The 17632-nt window shown below is 47.9% G+C and carries 20 protein-coding genes; 12 read left to right on the top strand and 8 right to left on the bottom strand.

The genetic code is table 11. From position 1 onward, the window contains the following. Positions 1-103 precede the first annotated feature (103 nt). The 3 genes from K7B07_RS16540 (at position 104) to K7B07_RS16530 (ending at position 2737) form a co-directional block, all read left to right on the top strand. Positions 104-952, top strand: a complete 849-nt coding sequence (locus tag K7B07_RS16540) for an alpha/beta hydrolase (RefSeq protein WP_223711580.1) — start codon at positions 104-106, stop codon at positions 950-952. 61 nt (positions 953-1013) lie between these two features. Continuing rightward, positions 1014-2267, top strand: a complete 1254-nt coding sequence (locus K7B07_RS16535) for a replication-associated recombination protein A (RefSeq protein ID WP_223711578.1) — start codon at positions 1014-1016, stop codon at positions 2265-2267. Beyond that, positions 2267-2737 carry a GNAT family N-acetyltransferase gene (locus K7B07_RS16530; RefSeq protein WP_223711576.1) on the top strand — a complete coding sequence of 157 codons (471 nt, stop codon included), beginning with the start codon at positions 2267-2269 and terminating at the stop codon, positions 2735-2737. Before K7B07_RS16535 ends, K7B07_RS16530 begins: the two co-directional genes overlap by 1 nt. Here K7B07_RS16530 and K7B07_RS16525 read toward each other — a convergent pair. Then, complete coding sequence (locus tag K7B07_RS16525) at positions 2732-5092, bottom strand: M56 family metallopeptidase (RefSeq protein ID WP_223711574.1); 2361 nt, start codon at positions 5090-5092, stop codon at positions 2732-2734. The two genes, K7B07_RS16530 and K7B07_RS16525, sit on opposite strands and share 6 nt — an antisense overlap. Positions 5093-5191: 99 nt before the next feature. Further along, on the bottom strand, positions 5192-5554 hold the full coding sequence (locus K7B07_RS16520) for a BlaI/MecI/CopY family transcriptional regulator (RefSeq protein WP_223711572.1): 363 nt from the start codon (positions 5552-5554) through the stop codon (positions 5192-5194). 136 nt (positions 5555-5690) lie between these two features. On the opposite strand from K7B07_RS16520, the gene K7B07_RS16515 reads away from it, so the two are divergent. The 3 genes from K7B07_RS16515 to K7B07_RS16505 all read left to right on the top strand — a co-directional run bounded on the left by K7B07_RS16515 (position 5691) and on the right by K7B07_RS16505 (position 8465). After that, positions 5691-6182: a TlpA family protein disulfide reductase gene (locus K7B07_RS16515; protein WP_223711561.1), complete on the top strand. Its 492-nt coding sequence runs from the start codon at positions 5691-5693 to the stop codon at positions 6180-6182. Between the two features lie 240 nt (positions 6183-6422). Beyond that, a complete protein-coding gene (pafA, locus tag K7B07_RS16510; RefSeq protein ID WP_223711559.1) occupies positions 6423-8051 on the top strand; it encodes an alkaline phosphatase PafA in 1629 nt (542 codons plus the stop codon). A 156-nt stretch (positions 8052-8207) separates the two neighbouring features. Beyond that, positions 8208-8465: an acyl-CoA-binding protein gene (locus tag K7B07_RS16505; protein WP_223711557.1), complete on the top strand. Its 258-nt coding sequence runs from the start codon at positions 8208-8210 to the stop codon at positions 8463-8465. Here the strand turns inward: K7B07_RS16505 and K7B07_RS16500 are convergent, their stop codons facing one another. The 6 genes from K7B07_RS16500 to K7B07_RS16475 all read right to left on the bottom strand — a co-directional run bounded on the left by K7B07_RS16500 (position 8466) and on the right by K7B07_RS16475 (position 13688). Beyond that, positions 8466-9902, bottom strand: coding sequence for an AAA family ATPase (locus K7B07_RS16500; protein ID WP_223711555.1), 1437 nt, complete (start codon positions 9900-9902; stop codon positions 8466-8468). A gap of 141 nt (positions 9903-10043) precedes the next feature. After that, entirely contained in the window at positions 10044-10550 is a 507-nt protein-coding gene (locus tag K7B07_RS16495; protein WP_223711554.1) for a DinB family protein, read from the bottom strand. A gap of 126 nt (positions 10551-10676) precedes the next feature. Continuing rightward, positions 10677-11144: a 30S ribosomal protein S7 gene (gene rpsG, locus K7B07_RS16490; RefSeq protein ID WP_223711552.1), complete on the bottom strand. Its 468-nt coding sequence runs from the start codon at positions 11142-11144 to the stop codon at positions 10677-10679. Positions 11145-11213: 69 nt separating this feature from the next. Further along, positions 11214-11588, bottom strand: a complete 375-nt coding sequence (gene rpsL, locus K7B07_RS16485; RefSeq protein WP_026310044.1) for a 30S ribosomal protein S12 — start codon at positions 11586-11588, stop codon at positions 11214-11216. Positions 11589-11875: 287 nt separating this feature from the next. Next, positions 11876-12469 carry a hypothetical protein gene (locus K7B07_RS16480; protein WP_223711551.1) on the bottom strand — a complete coding sequence of 198 codons (594 nt, stop codon included), beginning with the start codon at positions 12467-12469 and terminating at the stop codon, positions 11876-11878. A 154-nt stretch (positions 12470-12623) separates the two neighbouring features. Continuing rightward, positions 12624-13688 (bottom strand): branched-chain amino acid aminotransferase, encoded by a 1065-nt coding sequence (locus tag K7B07_RS16475; protein WP_223711549.1) that lies wholly within the window; start codon positions 13686-13688, stop codon positions 12624-12626. Positions 13689-14039: 351 nt separating this feature from the next. Between K7B07_RS16475 and K7B07_RS16470 the strand changes: the two genes are divergently transcribed. The 6 genes from K7B07_RS16470 to K7B07_RS16445 all read left to right on the top strand — a co-directional run bounded on the left by K7B07_RS16470 (position 14040) and on the right by K7B07_RS16445 (position 17570). After that, a complete protein-coding gene (locus K7B07_RS16470) occupies positions 14040-14588 on the top strand; it encodes a hypothetical protein (protein ID WP_223711547.1) in 549 nt (182 codons plus the stop codon). Continuing rightward, complete coding sequence (gene rdgB / locus K7B07_RS16465; RefSeq protein ID WP_223711545.1) at positions 14585-15175, top strand: RdgB/HAM1 family non-canonical purine NTP pyrophosphatase; 591 nt, start codon at positions 14585-14587, stop codon at positions 15173-15175. Before K7B07_RS16470 ends, rdgB begins: the two co-directional genes overlap by 4 nt. 76 nt (positions 15176-15251) lie before the next feature. Beyond that, positions 15252-15845 (top strand): RNA polymerase sigma factor, encoded by a 594-nt coding sequence (locus K7B07_RS16460; protein ID WP_223711543.1) that lies wholly within the window; start codon positions 15252-15254, stop codon positions 15843-15845. After that, positions 15829-16668 carry a hypothetical protein gene (locus K7B07_RS16455; RefSeq protein WP_223711541.1) on the top strand — a complete coding sequence of 280 codons (840 nt, stop codon included), beginning with the start codon at positions 15829-15831 and terminating at the stop codon, positions 16666-16668. Before K7B07_RS16460 ends, K7B07_RS16455 begins: the two co-directional genes overlap by 17 nt. A gap of 94 nt (positions 16669-16762) precedes the next feature. Beyond that, positions 16763-17101, top strand: a complete 339-nt coding sequence (locus K7B07_RS16450; protein WP_223711539.1) for an avidin-fold protein — start codon at positions 16763-16765, stop codon at positions 17099-17101. A 25-nt stretch (positions 17102-17126) separates the two neighbouring features. After that, complete coding sequence (locus K7B07_RS16445; RefSeq protein WP_223711530.1) at positions 17127-17570, top strand: acyl-CoA thioesterase; 444 nt, start codon at positions 17127-17129, stop codon at positions 17568-17570. Positions 17571-17632: the final 62 nt, after the last annotated feature.

The following is a 17632-nucleotide window of genomic DNA, read 5'->3' as shown; positions in this document are numbered from 1 at the left end:
TTGCAGCAGCTGAAGCGGTTCCTGAAATAAAAACGATGATCCGGAGCGGATCCGTTTCCGTTGTTTTTTTAACCCGCCTGCCGGAAGGCTCCAATACGAACGTATGAAAAATACAGGCTTTTTATTCCTTCTTCTTTTTTTTATCTGTTCCTGCTCCAAAACCGATCGTGCACCCGTTACCGCCACCGAACCGGCTGTGTATAAAAACCTGGCCTATGGCGATGATCCCTTACAAAAGATGGATATCTATCTGCCTGCCAACAGATCGTCTTCCACCACCAGGGTATTAGTGCTGATCCATGGAGGCGCCTGGGCTGGTGGCGACAAAGCCGAGTTTGATGCTTTTATCACCACCTACCTGGCAAAGGAACTTCCGGATTATGCCGTTGTCAATCTCAACTACCGGCTGTATAAAAACAATACCAACCTGTTTCCCACCCAGGAAAATGATGTGAAAGCTGCACTTGATTTTTTCAATGCAAAGCGAAGAGCATACGCAGTATCCGCTACAACGGCGCTCCTGGGCGTAAGTGCGGGTGCGCATCTGGCCCTGTTACACGCGTATAAACAGGACCATACCGGTGATTGCAGGGCAGTGATATCCATTGCAGGACCTACGGATCTTACAGCGCTGTACCGTACCAATTCCGCAATGGCCGGTCCGCTGCTGGTTCCTGTAATCGGGGGCACTCCCGACCAGGTACCGGATCGTTATGAAGCGGCCAGTCCTGTCCATTTTGCAGGTAGCGGTGCGGCGGCTACACTGCTCTTTCAGGGAGGCAAGGACCCGCTGGTACCAGCGTCGCAGGCCGACCTGCTGGCCGCTAAACTGCAACAGCAGCAGGTCCCTTTTCAAAAAGTGATCTATCCCGAGGCCGGTCATGGCTGGGGGGAGCCAGAGCTGACCGACACATTTAAAAAGACAAAGGCATTCCTGCAGCAGCACCTCTAGCAGCCGGTTTTTCTGCTAAATAAATTAGTATTACCTTTGGACGCTTTTAATCAGATCTATTATGACTCCACTGGCAGAAAGGTTGCGACCGCACAGCTTAAAAGACCTGGTAGGACAGGAACATCTTACCGGAGACGGAAGCATTCTCCGGAAATCCATAGACACGGGAAATATCCCCAGTATGATCCTCTGGGGCCCGCCGGGAGTGGGTAAAACCACCATCGCAACGATCATCGCTCATTCCGTGAACCGGCCCTTCCTCTCATTAAGTGCGATTTCCGCAGGTGTAAAGGACATCCGGGATGCCATTGCCACCGCCACAGCAGCACGCGGTGCTATTTTGTTCATCGATGAGATCCACCGCTTCAACAAAGGCCAGCAGGATGCCTTGCTGGGTGCGGTCGAAAAAGGCATCATCACCCTGATCGGCGCCACAACGGAAAACCCCTCTTTTGAGGTCAACAGCGCCCTGCTGAGCCGGTGCCAGGTATATGTGTTAAAGGCGCTGGAGGAAAAAGATCTGATAAAACTGCTGCACCTGGCCATGGAAGCGGATGAGACCATCCGGGATAAAAACGTACAGCTGAAAGAGACCGAGGCCCTTATAACGATCTCCGGGGGGGATGCACGGAAACTGCTGAATCTTTTTGAGATCATCTGCGATGCGCTCGAAGTTCCGGCCATCATCACCAATGATGCTGTAATGCGTATTGCCCAGAAAAAGATCGCCTTATACGACAAAACAGGAGAACAGCATTATGATATCATTTCGGCATTCATAAAATCCATCCGGGGCAGTGATCCCAATGCTGCCGTTTACTGGCTGGCACGTATGATCGAAGGCGGGGAAGATATAAAGTTCATCGCCCGCAGGATGGTCATTTCCGCCAGCGAGGACATCGGCATGGCCAATGCCAACGCCCTCCTGCTGGCCAATGCCACCTTTGAAGCCGTAAATAAAATAGGCTATCCGGAAGCCCGGATCATTTTATCGCAATGCGCTATCTATCTGGCCTCTTCCCCAAAGAGCAACAGCGCTTATATGGCCATCGACAGCGCATTGGCAACCGTCAGTAAAACAGGGGATCTGCCCGTGCCGCTGCACATCCGCAATGCACCCACCAAACTGATGAAGTCGCTGGACTACGGGAAGGATTATAAATATTCCCATAGCTTTGAAAACAATTTCAGCGAACAGGAATATCTGCCCGAAAAGATCGCCGGTGCTGCATTTTACGAGCCGGGTAATAATGCAAGAGAAAACGAATTGCGGAATTATTTAAAAAAATTGTGGAAAGACAAATACAACTATTAATGCAACAACAACCGGTTATTGAATGGGCCTGCAGATCTTTTGACCAGTTAACGCTTACCGAATTATACGCGATCCTGCAATTACGCGCTGCGGTTTTTGTAGTGGAGCAAACCAGCATCTACCAGGATGTGGATGGTAAAGACGTGAACGCCCTGCACGTGACGGGAATGGATAAGGACCAGGTGGCCGCTTATACCCGGTTGCTGCCTCCCGGTGTTTCCTATAAGGAGCCCTCTATCGGAAGGGTGGTTGTTGCATCATCACATCGTGCTTACGGACTGGGCCGCGAACTGATGAAACGCAGCATAGAAGCCAGTTACCGGCAATTCGGGAAAAACAGCATCCGCATCAGTGCCCAGCTGTATCTTCAAAAATTCTATGAGTCGCTGGGGTTCGGTACCGTAAGTGATGTATATGACGAGGATGGTATTCCGCACATCGAAATGCTCCTTGCCGGACCTTCTTTATAACTGTAATCGCTGACGGTTCCGTTCAAAAAAGATACTGTGATCCACCTTATCGTATACCCGGATGGTATCAGTAACGGAGTTTTGTCCGGTTTCTTTTATAGACCCGCTATAGTCAACCTGAATACGATAAGTAACCCGGGGTTCGTTTTTAGCAACAGCCTTTTCAGCGGGCACAGGGCGGAGGATTAAAGTAGTAGCCGCCCGGCTGCCCGCCCGCTGAACGGCAGCAGTATTACGGGCGGCCCTGCTTCGAGCCGTAGCAGTTGCCGCGGCATCGGTGTATCTGATGGTTGCAGGAATGTTCTTATAGCGGGAAGGCATCTGCCGGTATGTTGTCGGCGGCAGTGATTTTGATTCGTTTTTGTTTTCCTTTTTATACCCTTCCACAATAACCGGCTTCAGTTCCGGCTGCTCCTTTTTATTATCCGCTTCATTTTTCTCTTTTTTTATTCCGTAGCCTGTTACGGTCACTTCTTCGAGCGGATCCTTTTTGGAAGTGCTGCCGGTTTTGGTGGTTACAAGCACCACACCGTTCCTGCCGGCTTCGCCATAAAGAGCTTGTGCCGAAGCATCTTTTACAATGGACACCGACTCGATGTTATGGCCATTAATTATTGACAGTGCCTCCTGGGTTGCAGGACGACCATTGATCACATACAGCGGTGCTTTTTCGTTGCCGGTAGTATTGCGGAATGTAATACCTGAAGCAGCTTTTTGTGTACGGTTGCTGCCATCCGCACCCTGTGTGGTTTTTGACACCGCATCTCCGGAGGTGGTTACCTTATGCTGCACAATGGTCACCCCTGAAACCTTTCCTTTTAAGGGAGCGCCGCCGGATGCTGCAGTTCCCTCACCGGTATGATACGAATACGTAACGGTTCCGGCAAAGACCTTTTTTCCTCCGGCAGAATCTGATTTAGCTGCAAACCCCTTCTTTGTGGTTATCAGCACCACACCATTTTTTCCTTCATCCCCGTACAAAGAAGTTGCAGAACTGTTTTTAAGCACATCAATGGACTGGATCTCATCCGGGTTTAATCCGCTCAGGTTGCTGACTGCTTTTTTAACCCCGTCGATCACAAACAGCGGCGGAACGGTATCCTTTCTGCCCGGCTTTATCCGCAGGCCCGCATCGCTGTGATAATACAGGTTGGAATGGGCGTTATCATAGGATTTTGAAAAGATCTCGATCACACCATTTTTGCCTTTGCTTCCATATTGCGCAACCGCCGCGGTTCCTTTTAAAATAGAAATCGATCCGATCGAGGTCTCCGGCAGTTGCTGCAGCGTGCCGTGTGCCACCGGCCGCAAATCCAGAATATATACCGGTTTTTTTAATGCATTCGCTGCCGCCACTTTTTCCAGGTAAGAGAAGGCGTTTTTATCGTCTGCGTTATCCGGCACCAGGGAGGCAGTATTTCCGGTATTGCCGGATGGCTGCATTTCATTTCCCGTATTTCCGGCAATCATTGCAGGAGCTTCCTCTTTGATCTCTTTCCGGAACGCCAGCAGCAACACCGCCACCACAGGTAACAAAAATAAAAATTTTGCGAGATGGATCTTTGCCGACCGGATGGTATTCATCATGGCGATCCTGTTCTTCAGGGATGAAAAATTAAAATGATTGGCAAAAGCAAACTGCTTATTACCCATTACTTTTAATAACAGGTACTGGTATTCTTTTTTATCCATGCCGCCTTGCAGCACCTGCTTATCTGCCAGGAATTCCAGGTTCTGTTTAATGCTCTTACGCAACAGCCATACAAACGGATTGAACCAAAGCAGGATGCATAGCAGTTCGCTCCAGATAATATCGATGGTGTGTTTCTGCCGCACATGCACAAATTCATGGCGGATGATCTCTTCCAGCTCCTCGCCGCTGTGCAGTTCCGTATTGATAAAGATGGCATTCCCAAAAGAAAAAGGCCGCACTTCTTCATCCAGCTGGTAAATGCGTGTATTGTCATCGGAGATCAGCTGTGCTTTTTTCCGGATCCGGAGAAAGGACAGGAACATGATCATAAAACGCAGCAGCAGTACCAGCGAACCAAGCACTCCCGCAACCATTACCCAATCCCAGGCCGACAATGATTCCAGCAGGGAAGTTTCGGAGGCCTCGGGTGAAAAACCAAATACCGGTATCAGCTGCACCAGGGCATTCCGGTCCAGCGCTTTCCGTTGCAGCTCCGGCATGATGTCGATCAGCGGTATCACAAAACTCAGTGCGCTGTACCCCAGCAGGTACCAGCGGTTCCAGCCGTAAAAGGTAAGACGCCTTAAAAACAACTGGTAAAAGAGATATACAACAGCAAGACAAATACTTACTTTAAGAATATAATCAATTATGACAGGCATTGGAAGATGTTTAAGGTTGATTGTTCAGGGTTTCCGGGGATCGGGTATCAGGCCTCCGGAACTCCGTTGTGCATACTGCTGAAGACGGATAGCTGACTGCTATTTCTTCTTCCCGCTTTCAATCATCTTTACGATATCCTTTAACTCCTGAGCCGACAATTTCTTCTGATCCACAAAAAAACTCACCAGCTCTTTATAGGAATTACTGAAATAATCCTTTACCACATTACCCATAAAACGCTTCTTGTATTCCTCCTCGGATAGCGCCGGTTTGTATACATATACATTGCCGAACAACCGGCTGGAGACATATCCTTTTTTTTCCAGGTTCTTGATGGTGGATGCTACGGTGGTATAGGGTTGCTGCTCCGGAAGCAACTCCATGAATGCTTTAACATTCCCCTCTCCCATCTGCCATACAGCAATCATCAGCTGCTCTTCCTGCGCGGTTAATTTTTTCATTTAATACGATTTTAGAGTAAACTTACGAAATATTCGTAATAAACAGAATTTTTTTTCCCTTTTTAAGACAACCCATTCAACTGAATCCGCATCCTATTGTTATCTTTGGTAGCATTCATTTCATAAAATAAACAAGATGAAGTATTTACTATTATTACTGGTTACCATTACGGGCATCGCCCAGGCAAATAGTCAGGCCCTGCCCCCCTATAAACAATACAAAACCATTCCTTCTGTACGGTTACTTTCCGCCGACAGTACCGGGTGGGAATTAAAAGCAAAATTACAAAAGAACAAACCGGTGATGATGATGATCTTCAGCCCTGAATGTGATCACTGCAAGCATGAAACAGAAGAGCTCATCAAGCATATGGATAAATTCAAGGACATCCAGATCGTAATGGCAACACCACTTCCCTTAAAGGAAATGGCCGCCTTTGCCGCTCATTATAAACTGCAGAAATATCCCAATATACTCGTAGGAAAGGATTATGCGTTTGCCCTGCCGGCTTATTACGGCATCAAAAACCTGCCCTTTCATGCTTTTTATAACAGCAGCAAACAGCTGATCAGTGGTTTTGAGGGCTCCATGTCTACAGAAACCATTCTCAAAATCTTTGGCAAATAGTTTTTAATTGTTTTTTAATGAGGCCCGGCAAAGTATTCCGCTTTCGCCGGGCTTTCTGTTTCAACACAGTAGCTTCGGAATCTTCCGGAATCCGGTGTCTGCAATGTTATGATGCCATTCTGCTATCCGCCAAAAGCAGCGATCCGGATGTATATTATCACATAAATGCGTGCAATCTTTATACAAACGGTATGCATTATCCCCCTTGTTTCACTATTTTTGAACAAATTGATTATTAAGATGAAAAAACTTCAGCTCTTATTGATTGCAATTGCCATAGCAATCACCGGCTTTGCACAAAACGCAGTAAAACGACCAAAACTTGTAGTAGGCATTGTAGTGGACCAGATGCGCTGGGATTATCTCTACCGTTATGCCGACCGCTACGGAAATGGCGGCTTTAACCGCATGCTGAACGAAGGTTATACCTGCGAAAATACATTTATCAGTCACCTGCCCTCCTTCACAGCGGTGGGACATACCACCATATTCACCGGCTCTGTGCCCGCCATCCATGGTATTACCGGAAACGACTGGGTAGACCAGCTTTCCGGCAAATCGGTTTATTGTACAGAGGACGCCACGGCCCAGCCGGTAGGCAGTAATTCAAAAGCAGGAAAAATGTCGCCACGCAACAATATGGCCACAACGATCACCGATGAACTGCGGCTGGCCACCAACTTCCGCTCCAAGGTAGTGGGAGTTTCCCTGAAAGACCGGGCCTCCATCCTCCCCGCGGGCCACAACCCCACAGCTGCTTTCTGGTTTGATGATGAGAGCCGCCAGTTCATCACCAGCTCCTGGTACATGAACGAACTTCCGGGCTGGGTGACACAGTTCAACGCAAAGAAAGAGCCCGCAGCACTTACTGCCAAACCCTGGAACACGCTTTATCCCGTCAATACTTATACCCAAAGCACGGCTGATGATGTAAAATGGGAAGGCAAATTCAAAGGCGAAAAAACCACCAGTTTCCCCCACGATCTCAGCGAGATCTTTAAAGAAGACCCCGATGTGATCCGCAGTTCTCCTTATGGGAATACCCTCACACTGGACTTTGCAAAAGCCGCTGTTGACGGTTACCAGCTGGGAACCGGGGCTTTTACAGATTTTCTTACCATCAACTGTGCCTCTACCGACTATGTTGGCCATAAATACGGCCCGAACTCCATTGAAGTAGAGGATGTTTATTTACGTCTTGATAAAGACCTGGATGCGTTCTATAAATTTCTTGACCAGAAAGTAGGCAAAGGAAATTACCTGGTATTCCTGACAGCCGATCACGGAGCAGCACATTCCATCGGCTTTATGCAGGAGCATCAGATGCCCGCAGATTTTTTTCAGGGGGGAAAAGTGATCAAAGCCCTGAACGACCTGCTGAAAGCCCAATTTGGTGAAGATAAACTGGTACGCTCCGGCACCAACTACCAGGTTAATTTTGACAATCAGCTCATCGAATCCAAAAAGCTGGATTTTGCTGCTATCAAAAAAGCAACCGTAGCCTTCCTTCAAAAACAGGATGGTGTCCAGTTTGTAGCAGATGTGGAGAACATCGGCAGCGCATCCATACCGGAACCTATAAAAATGATGATCGTGAACGGGTATAATTATAAACGCTCCGGTCCTGTCCAGATCATTCCGGATCCGGCCTGGTTCAGCGGCAGCCCCGGTGGCACCGGTACTACACACGGCACCTGGAACCCGCACGATACCCATATTCCGCTGGTCTGGTTCGGATGGGGCATCAAGCCCGGAAAACTGACAAGGGAAGTACACATGACGGATATCGCGCCCACCCTGGCCGCATTGCTGCACATTCAGCGCCCCAATGGCTGCATCGGAAGCGTGATCCCGGAAGTAGGACAATAAATTGTATAAATAACCGGAAAAGCCTTAATCAGTGATTAAGGCTTTTTTTATGCCGGAACAGGTTCAGGACCCGGCACATGCGTTGACGCCGGACAAGAAATAATTCCGTTTATCGGGTACCTCCCGGATTCAGGGTATATTTAGGAAAAAGTACCCATGGAGCTACAACAACAATTTGAAGCAGCGGCTGCAGCCAGTAAAACATTAACGGAAAAACCTTCCAATGAAATATTGCTGCAGCTGTATGCACTTTACAAACAGGCTACGGAAGGAGACATCCCTTCCGAAGCAGCTTCCAACCCTTTTGATTTTGTGGCAAAAGCCAAACACAGTGCCTGGGAGGAACAAAAAGGAAAGTCACAGGCAACGGCGATGCAGGAATATATAGAACTGGTCGGCAGACTGAAGGGGTGATTATCCAAACAGATCCGCCATCGTTACTTCCGAAGCAATGCGCCCGGTGTAATAGCTGTTCTGCTTTGTACCATAGGTCGTGACCATTGTAGGAAAGATCGTCTTTTTTGTTCCCGTCCGTTCCTTAAAGACGCTCACTTTCCGGTCAAGTTCCGAAGCATACTTTTTATCAATGATGAAGGCCTTATCGGAGAATTTCATTTCGCATACATTGATACAATGATCCTGCCGGTCCAGCAAAAGATCAATTTGGGCACCGGTCTCCCCCTGTTTCGGAGTAAACCGCCAGCCGGATGCTTCTGTGTATACCCCCCTGATGCCCAGGGCTTCCTTGATTTGCAATACATGCTTTTGGCAAATGGCCTCAAAAGCATAGCCACTCCAGCTGTTATAAGATTGACCTGCTGCAATCTTGTGCCAGGTACCGGCGCCCATAGCACGGGACCGGTCAACAAATTTCAGATAAAACAGTGAGTATTCGTCTGATAGCTTATACACAGCATCGCGTAACGTTTTCTCAAATGGGATATACTGCGCAATAAAGCCGGACTGTTCGAGTTCCTCAAACAATCTTGTCGTTGTTCCGCCGGTAGTAAATCCACATGCTTCTATCAGTTCCGTCCGGCTCATTCCGCCTGGCTTCCTGGCAAGCTGCCGCACAATGGATTCATGATGACTGGCATTGTTAAACAGCGACCGGTAAAGTACATCAAACTCCGTTTTCAGCATACCGTTCCGCTCAAAGAATAGTTTATCAATAACCTGGTTGGCGCTTTCCCCTTTGTCCACCTGTTTCAGGTACTGGGGAATCCCTCCCATTGCCATATAGAGCTGTAATACCTGGTAATGATCCAGCCGGATACCGCGACTGATGAGGTAATCCCCGGATTCCTTTAAGCTAAACGGCAGGAGCCGGATGGTACGGCTTACGCGGTTATGAAGGCCACCGCGGTTGTGCAGCACATTTTCAACCATCCAGGATGCCGCCGAACCGCAGATAACCACTTTCAGCTGCGGCTGACGCGAGGCCCAGGTGTTCCACCAATGCCCAAAGGCCGCTAAAAAGCCGGATTTAGGCGTGTGCATCCATGGAAATTCATCAAACAATACAACCACCGGCTGCGTTTTAATTTTCGTTTGCAGAAAATCGCTGAGAAAAGTGAACGCCTGCATCCAGCTGTCCGGCGTTGCCGGTGGTATTGCAGACTGCATCGCCTGCTGAAGCGCTTTACTAAAATTCAATAACTGTTCCGCCAGGCCGGCCTCATGCAGCCCTGTACACTCAAACACAAGCTGTTGGTGGTAATATCCCCGCACGAGAAAAGTTTTTCCCACCCGGCGGCGGCCAAGAAGGGCAATCAGCTCCGCTTCCTTAGAGCCCAGCATGTCTTTCAGTATTTTCTTTTCGGACTCCCGGCCAATGATCGCTTCTTTCATATAGTTATGGACAAATATAATTTTCTATTTTCATCCATAAATATACTTTTAAATACAGTTATGGACAAATATAATTTTTCATTTCCGTCCACATCATGAAAAGGCCCCTCTTTATATGATTTCCGGAACCGGCAAATACCGTTACCGGTTTTGAAGCAGCTTTGCCGTCACCAGCAGCTGTCCGGTATGCCGCATCGTGTGTTCTGCAGCATGAAAGCACAACCCGATCACCGTGGAAGGCAACCCGGCCCTTCCCACAGCCCGTTGCGCTGTTAGCGAAGCAGCGGAAAGCCCGCGGAACCGGAGCAGGGTCTGTTCAATCCCGGCATGCACCCGCTGCAAGAGGTCCCGCACCGGTTCTGCATCCGGTACCGGTTCATTTTTCAGGTATGCCAGCTGCTCCGGGGAAAGCGTCTTCTCTTCGGCATAAGTCAGCAGGCGGTCCAGCACTCCCGCAATATGTTTCAGATGAAACCCCACTGCAGCCACCCCCGCCGGGCGTTCCCAAAGCAAGGTTCCGGGAAAATCCTTTAACAGCAGCTCCAGTTCTTCACCGGCCTGCAACAGGGCATCAGCAGCCGGCTGTAATTCCGGCGGCAGGGCCGGATCTTTTTCTCCGCGCAGCCACACTTCTTTTTTTGTTTCCAATGATTCTTTTTTATGTCTTCTGATATAGTTCTTCCGGAAAGCTTTATAAAAGTACCTCAATTATGGTCAGCAACAAAAAGCCCGCTCCTTTCGGAACGGGCCCTTGTTTTAAAGCATCTTGTATTGTTATACCCGGAAGTGTGCAAATGCCTTGTTGGCTTCTGCCATACGATGGGTATCTTCTTTCTTTTTGAATGCGGCACCTTCGCCCTTGCTGGCTGCAACGATCTCATTGGCCAGTTTATCCGCCATGCTGCGACCATTTCTTTCACGGCTGTAACGGATCAACCATTTAATGCTCAATGAAATTTTCCTGTCGGGACGCACCTCGGAAGGGATCTGGAAGGTAGCACCACCGATACGACGGCTGCGTACTTCAACCGCAGGCGTTACGTTAGACAATGCTTTTTTCCAAATTTCATAACCATCTTCATTGGTTTGTTTTGCCACTTTGTCCAGGGCATCATAAAATATAGTGAAAGCTCCACTTTTTTTACCTTCCCACATCAGGTTGTTTACAAAACGGGTAACCAACTTATCGTTGAATTTGGGATCCGGCGCTAACGGAAGTTTCTTGGCTTGTGCTTTACGCATTTTATTCTAATTTTTTCTTTTTCTGAAGTCTGATCCCGATGGCTACCGGGGCTGATATCTGACAGCTAATTACTTTTTAGCTTTTTTAGTTCCGTATTTGGAGCGGCTCTGCTTACGGTCTTTTACACCGGCAGTATCCAGGCTTCCGCGTACGATATGGTAACGAACACCCGGCAAATCCTTCACACGACCGCCTCTGATCAATACGATCGAGTGCTCCTGCAGGTTATGTCCCTCACCCGGAATGTAAGCGATCACTTCCACCTTGTTGGTCAAACGCACCTTTGCTACTTTACGCAGCGCTGAGTTTGGTTTTTTAGGAGTTGTGGTATATACACGGGTACAAACGCCACGACGCTGCGGACATTGATCCAAGGCCCTGGATTTGCTTTTTGCCCTTATAATTTCTCTTCCTTTACGAACTAACTGATTAATAGTAGGCATTCTTTAATGCTTTAAATTTAGGACGGCAAAGGTAGCATTTGTTCATGAACTTACAAAAATAATTCTCATTTTTTCTGCCCTGCCTTTATTTTTGACCCGGCGGCAGGAATACTACTCCACACCCTTGTGTCACTCACTTGTGCTGCAGAATATCTAATCATCTGTTTTTCAAAAAATTACAGGACGCCGGTTTGCAAAGGTAATACAATAAGCGGTTTTGGTAGCGCACCGGCGCCTGTACGCATTCCGTCTTTACGGAACGCAGAAAAGAAGGGGCGGGCTCCCTTCTAAAACCGGTATTTAAAACCTACCCCCACTTCTCCCTGGGGCTTTTTAAAATACTCACTTCCGAAAACAGATACTTCAGGTTCCAGTACCAACCGTTCTGTCAGATCAAATGTTTTACTCACCTTAAATTGATAACCAATCGCCAATTTTCTCGGCTCTTTCTGATAAGGTCTCGGGGTCCAGCCTTCCGGAAACGACCGGCCCGTCATCAGATTCAATGTTGGCCCCGCTGCTATATTTACGATCCGGGAGCTGTACTTATATAAAACCGGAAGGGTGAAATAATGATCTTTACCACCGGAGGTTATCCCATATGGAGCATTCGGTGCATAGTACCTGATCTGGGAATAGTTTGTATATTTTAATCCCGTTTCAATACTGCTGTGCGGAGTAAACTTCCATTCGTAGCTCAGGGTAACAGCAGGCCTTATACCCCTGCCTTCTGTCCATTGCATGCCTGTACTGATACCAACCAATTGTTTCCGGGGTATTGTCTGGGCACCAGCAGTAAAACTGATGGAACTTAAAAATAGGAGGCCGGTTACATAAACTCCGGGGTTCCTGCATAAGCGTTTCGTGTTTAAAGGTCTCATAAATTATTGTTTAATTGGTGAATAATCAAAAGCAGGAGCCAAAAGTAATCCGGCTCCTGTTAGCAATAATTTAATGAAAACCAAAGGGTCTGTTATTTAACAGAAAAGGCCCGGAGTGGTTCCGGGCCTGTGGGAGTATCTGATAATTTTCGTCTTATACGCGTTCCAGCCACCCATAAGGGTCGCCATGCCTGTTCTCTTTGTAATCCAGCAGGTATTTTTTCATTTCTGCAGAAACGGTCATGCTGTCCACATCAAATTCCATCACAAAATCCTTATACTTCAGCTCTTTCACATGAGAGATGGTAGCAGCTGTCCCGCATCCGAACACTTCCTTCAGGGTTCCGGCTTTATAGGCATCCATCAGCTCATCAATAGACACTTTACGCTCTTCTACCTTAAAACCCTGGTCGCGGAACCGCTCAAGCAGGCTCAGTCTTGTGATACCACTTAAAATAGTACCGTCTGTAAGATCCGGTGTTACTACCGTATCCCCGATAATAAACATAATATTCATGGCACCTACCTCCTGTACATATTTATGTTCCAGGGCATCCATCCACAATACCTGGTCGTACCCCTGTTTTTTTGCCTCCGCAGAAGATAACAGGGATGCGGCATAGTTACCACCTGTTTTTGCAAAACCGGTACCGCCGGGTGCCGCCCGGGTATATTTTTCTTCTACATAAATACGCGCCGGAGCGGAGAAATAAGATCCGGCCGGACCTGTAATGATCAAAAACTTATAGGAAGAGGACTCTTTTACACCCAGTGTTTCTTCTGTTGCAAAAAGGAACGGACGGATGTACAGCGACTCATCATAGCCGGAGGGGATAAAATCCTTGTCCAGCTCCACCAGCTGCTTCATTCCGTCAATAAAAATCTCTTCCGGAACAGGCGGCATGGCCAGCCGCTCGGCGGAACGGTTCATCCGCTTCCAGTTCTCATGCGGCCGGAAGATATGTACATTCCCGTTCTCATCTTTATGTGCCTTTTGCCCTTCAAAAATGGTTTGGGAATAGTGCAGTACCGATAGAGCAGGTAGAAAGCCGAGCGACTCATAAGGGCGGATATTGACATTTGTCCACTGACCATTCACGTAATCCGCTTCCAGCATGTGGTCAGAAAAATACTTACCAAAACCCAGGTGATTAAAATCCACCTCTTCCAGCTTACTTTTACCGGTTTTCGTTACCGGTATACTCATTGCTTCCACCATAAAATATTATTTTTGATCCCCGATCGGGGTCCTGCGAAGATACGAAAACCCCGGACGCAAAAATCTTTATCTGGCAGCTGCCTGTTATGGATTTGAGCCACACCGTCATATCGACAACAGGCAAACAAAGCGTATGATAACAAAAAAACATCCTGATGAACTTACCTGCGAGGTGTTGGGCTGTGCTATTGAAGTGCACAAACAGCCGGGGCGGCTTTGCTGATCAACTTTCATTGTACCAATATTTTTAAATATGGACAAAAAACATTCGTGAATGCCTTATTTTCACAATTACCGGATAAATAACCACATAAACCGCTATGTGTCTATGTGGTTTCAAAATATATAAAAATGAGTCTGAATAAAATTGATCTGTCACCCCAGCTGGTGGCCCGGCTGTACCCGAAATCCCTGTCGATGGATCCCGGAACCCAGGCCCCGCCTGCTGTTCAGCCGGAGCCTGCTGTGGTGGTTCCCCCCGGAAACGCGCCGGTAACAATGGCGGCACCCGAATGGAAATCGCTGGGGGGGAATAAAAAGAATATCCTGGTGGTGGTGCACTACCCGGGAGATCTGCACCTGCCGGATACCTCGTTTCAATTTCTTTCACAGCTGCTCAACGCCTGCCGGCTCACGCCCAATGATGTGGTGATCATCAACCGCAATAACTACCCGGATGCCGGGCACCAGGAATTGCTGGAGCATTTTCAGAGCCGCACCGTGCTCCTTTTCGGGACCACCGCCGCGGCTTTTGGTTTCCCTTTCGAAACCCCTCCCTACCAGGTGCAGCATTACACCGAACTCGTCATCATGCATGCCCCGGCGTTGCATGAACTCAAAGACGATAAGGCTGCAAAGACCCAGCTCTGGGCCAGTCTCAAAAAAATCTTTAACATATGACCGAATTAATTTTCGCCACCAATAATGAAAACAAGGTACGCGAGATCCGGCAGGCCCTGCCGGAGGGTTTCTCGATTATCAGCCTTAAGGAAGCCGGCATCTTAAAAGACATTCCCGAACCTCACCCTACCCTGGAAGCAAATGCTACGGAGAAATCTACCGTCATTTATCGCCTCACCGGGAAAAATTGTTTCAGTGAGGATAGTGGCCTGGAAACCGAAGCGCTGGACGGAGCACCAGGAGTACGGAGCGCCCGCTTTGCAGACAATGAACCGGAATATGCTTCCAACACGGAAAAATTACTCGCTTTGTTACAGGACAAAGAAAACCGGAGGGCCCGTTTCAAAACTGTTATTTCATTAATAATCAACAATGAAGAGCAGCTTTTTGAAGGCATTTGCGAAGGAACGATCGCCACCGCCCCACTGGGTAACGGTGGTTTTGGCTATGACCCGGTTTTTATCCCGGACGGCAGCGACCGGACCTTTGGCCAGATGAGCCTGGAAGAAAAACAGGAATTTAGTCACCGCAAGAAAGCAGTTAAAAAACTGGTGGTATATTTGACGCATCTTTCCGTTGGAAGCTGACAGATTTAACAGGGGTTCAAAAAAAATCCCCGTTAATTTGTTAACAGATCCATATGTCAATTAAATTTAGATAAATTTGAATACAGAAAGCAACCATATCATACCGGATAACGACTTAATAAAAGGATGTATTGATGGCGATCGAAGGATGCAGGAAGAGCTTTACCGCCGTTTTTCTCCCAAAATGTACGCTGTTTGCCTGCGTTATGCATCCAATGCTGAAGAAGCACAGGATATATTGCAGGACGCGTTTATCAAGGTTTACAAAAAGCTGGAAAGCTTCCGCGGTGATGGCTCCTTCGAAGGATGGGTACGCCGTATTTTTGTAAATACCGCCATTGAACATTTCAGGAGGAAAAAATACCTGCAACCGGTAACAGAAAAGGAAGAGAATACTATCGAAGGGAAATATGTATCTGTATTGGACGAACTAGCTGAAAAGGATATTTTACAACTGATCACCCAATTATCACCTGGTTACCGGACCGTGTTCAACATGTACGTGGTGGAGGGCTATTCACATAAGGAGATCGGCGACATGCTCGGCATCAGTGAAGGGACCAGTAAATCGCAGCTTTCACGCGCAAAGGCGATTTTACAGGACCTGGTTAAAAAATACATTGAGAATAAAGATAAAAAGGATACAGTAAGCAATGAACAGCCAACATAAATTATATGATTATCAGGTAACACCTCCGGCTGAAGCATGGAAAAACATTGCTGGCGAGTTGGATGCGATACAGGACCTGCACCCCCTGAGACAAAAATTACAGGCGCTGGAAACGCCCCCCCCTGCCTTTGTGTGGGAAGGCATTCTTACACACCTGGAAGAAGAACAGTCCTTCAGCAATATTGCCGGAAGACTGGGCAACCTTGAAATTGCGCCTCCGGCAGCCGCCTGGAATGAAATTGAAGCAAAACTGGGAGCTGTACAGCCTGCGGCAAAACCTGCTCCTGTAAAAAAAGGCCTTTTCAACTGGTCGAAGTACGCAGTAGCTGCCTGTATTGCAGGCCTGCTGGGATTTACCGTTTTTCACCTGGTTGAAAAATCCAATAAGGACTCCAAGCACATTTTCTCCCAGTTGTTTCCCGGAAAGGAGGACTCCAGTAAATCGCAGCTGGCCATCCAGCAACCCAGAGTTGAACCTGCCGCAAAACCACATTCCGGCAACAACCTGGCGATGAACGAAACACCCGTAAAGCCGGCACAGATAAAAACAGCCTCGGGCAATACTTACACCACTACAGTGGAAAAGAACAAAGCCATCCAGGGCCGTTATATCATGCTTATGACCGAAGACGGCAATGTGGTGCGGATGTCGAAGAAACTGGGCAATATGGCAGACTGTGTGGCAGGGGAAACGGCCAGCGGCGACTGCAATTACCAGATCGAGCAATGGCAGAAGGAAATGGCAAAGGCCCCGGTGGCAGCCACACCGGATAATTTCCTGGATCTGCTGGAACTGGCAAAATCAGAGAATACCGGTTTATAACCAACCCGGGTTTAGAAATCATTATAAAGTCTTATCAGCCGGTAAGACTTTTTTTATTCCTATTTTCGAAGCACTATTGCCGTTTCAGTTAAAAATGATCAATTATCACAATAAAAAATTCAGGCCTGTCCGGATTTCGGAAAACAGCGAGACCTCACCGGATACCATCTTCCATTATACCCAGGAAGGAGCTATTGTTACCGCATCCTATTCCGGGGGGTCTGTTGTAAAAGGCCATCTGATGGGGCTCGTGAATGAAGAGGGCGTCATTCAGCTATGTTATCACCAGGTGAATGAGAAGGGCCAACTGATGACAGGACGATGCAGATCAACCCCGGAACAGCTTCCCGGCGGAAAAATAAGACTGCATGAAGTATGGCAGTGGACCAGCGGAGACCAATCTGAAGGAACCTCGGTGATTGAAGAATTCTGATCAGCACCGCTTTAAAATCTATACTATGCCAAGGATCAAGATCCAATTGCCGGAAACGTTTCATTTTTCCTGTATCATACCCGTGCGGGTTACGGATATCAACTATGGAGGTCATGCAGGTAACGATGCCCTGCTGGGAATGATCCATGAAGCCCGGGTGCAGTTCCTGCGGAGGTTGGGGTACACCGAGTTTTCAATGGAAGGTGTGGGACTGATCATGGCCGACGCCGCTATTGAGTTTAAGAATGAAGCCTTTATGGGTGATGCGCTCCTGGTATCGGTAACTGCCGGTGATTTCCAGCGGGCAGGGTTTGATCTGTATTACCGGGTCGAAAAAGAAACGGATGGTAAAAAGCTCCCTGTTGTCTTTGCAAAAACAGGGATGGTCTGCTTTGATTACACCCTGCGAAAAATCGCCCCCCTTCCGGAAGCCGCATTACGGAAACTGGAATTTCCTGCATCCGGATGATTATGATCCGCCGGAGACCCGGTACTGTTCCGTTTTTTACAATTCAGAATCGCGGATCTTTT

The sequence above is a fragment of the Niabella beijingensis genome (genome assembly GCF_020034665.1).
Classification (GTDB): Bacteria; Bacteroidota; Bacteroidia; order Chitinophagales; family Chitinophagaceae; genus Niabella; species Niabella beijingensis.
This window is presented reverse-complemented; position numbering and strand designations above follow the sequence as displayed.

Bases quoted from the DNA above. Each gene is read 5' to 3' on its own strand.
- K7B07_RS16450 (WP_223711539.1), top strand. From the start codon at position 16,763: ATGATCAATTATCACAATAAAAAATTCAGGCCTGTCCGGATTTCGGAA.
- K7B07_RS16505 (WP_223711557.1), top strand. From the start codon at position 8,208: ATGGAGCTACAACAACAATTTGAAGCAGCGGCTGCAGCCAGTAAAACA.
- K7B07_RS16475 (WP_223711549.1), bottom strand. From the start codon at position 13,688: ATGGTGGAAGCAATGAGTATACCGGTAACGAAAACCGGTAAAAGTAAG.
- K7B07_RS16500 (WP_223711555.1), bottom strand. From the start codon at position 9,902: ATGAAAGAAGCGATCATTGGCCGGGAGTCCGAAAAGAAAATACTGAAA.
- K7B07_RS16480 (WP_223711551.1), bottom strand. From the start codon at position 12,469: ATGAGACCTTTAAACACGAAACGCTTATGCAGGAACCCCGGAGTTTAT.
- rpsL (WP_026310044.1), bottom strand. From the start codon at position 11,588: ATGCCTACTATTAATCAGTTAGTTCGTAAAGGAAGAGAAATTATAAGG.
- K7B07_RS16515 (WP_223711561.1), top strand. From the start codon at position 5,691: ATGAAGTATTTACTATTATTACTGGTTACCATTACGGGCATCGCCCAG.
- K7B07_RS16535 (WP_223711578.1), top strand. From the start codon at position 1,014: ATGACTCCACTGGCAGAAAGGTTGCGACCGCACAGCTTAAAAGACCTG.
- K7B07_RS16525 (WP_223711574.1), bottom strand. From the start codon at position 5,092: ATGCCTGTCATAATTGATTATATTCTTAAAGTAAGTATTTGTCTTGCT.
- K7B07_RS16540 (WP_223711580.1), top strand. From the start codon at position 104: ATGAAAAATACAGGCTTTTTATTCCTTCTTCTTTTTTTTATCTGTTCC.
- K7B07_RS16530 (WP_223711576.1), top strand. From the start codon at position 2,267: ATGCAACAACAACCGGTTATTGAATGGGCCTGCAGATCTTTTGACCAG.
- K7B07_RS16455 (WP_223711541.1), top strand. From the start codon at position 15,829: ATGAACAGCCAACATAAATTATATGATTATCAGGTAACACCTCCGGCT.
- rpsG (WP_223711552.1), bottom strand. From the start codon at position 11,144: ATGCGTAAAGCACAAGCCAAGAAACTTCCGTTAGCGCCGGATCCCAAA.
- K7B07_RS16470 (WP_223711547.1), top strand. From the start codon at position 14,040: ATGAGTCTGAATAAAATTGATCTGTCACCCCAGCTGGTGGCCCGGCTG.
- rdgB (WP_223711545.1), top strand. From the start codon at position 14,585: ATGACCGAATTAATTTTCGCCACCAATAATGAAAACAAGGTACGCGAG.
- pafA (WP_223711559.1), top strand. From the start codon at position 6,423: ATGAAAAAACTTCAGCTCTTATTGATTGCAATTGCCATAGCAATCACC.
- K7B07_RS16520 (WP_223711572.1), bottom strand. From the start codon at position 5,554: ATGAAAAAATTAACCGCGCAGGAAGAGCAGCTGATGATTGCTGTATGG.
- K7B07_RS16445 (WP_223711530.1), top strand. From the start codon at position 17,127: ATGCCAAGGATCAAGATCCAATTGCCGGAAACGTTTCATTTTTCCTGT.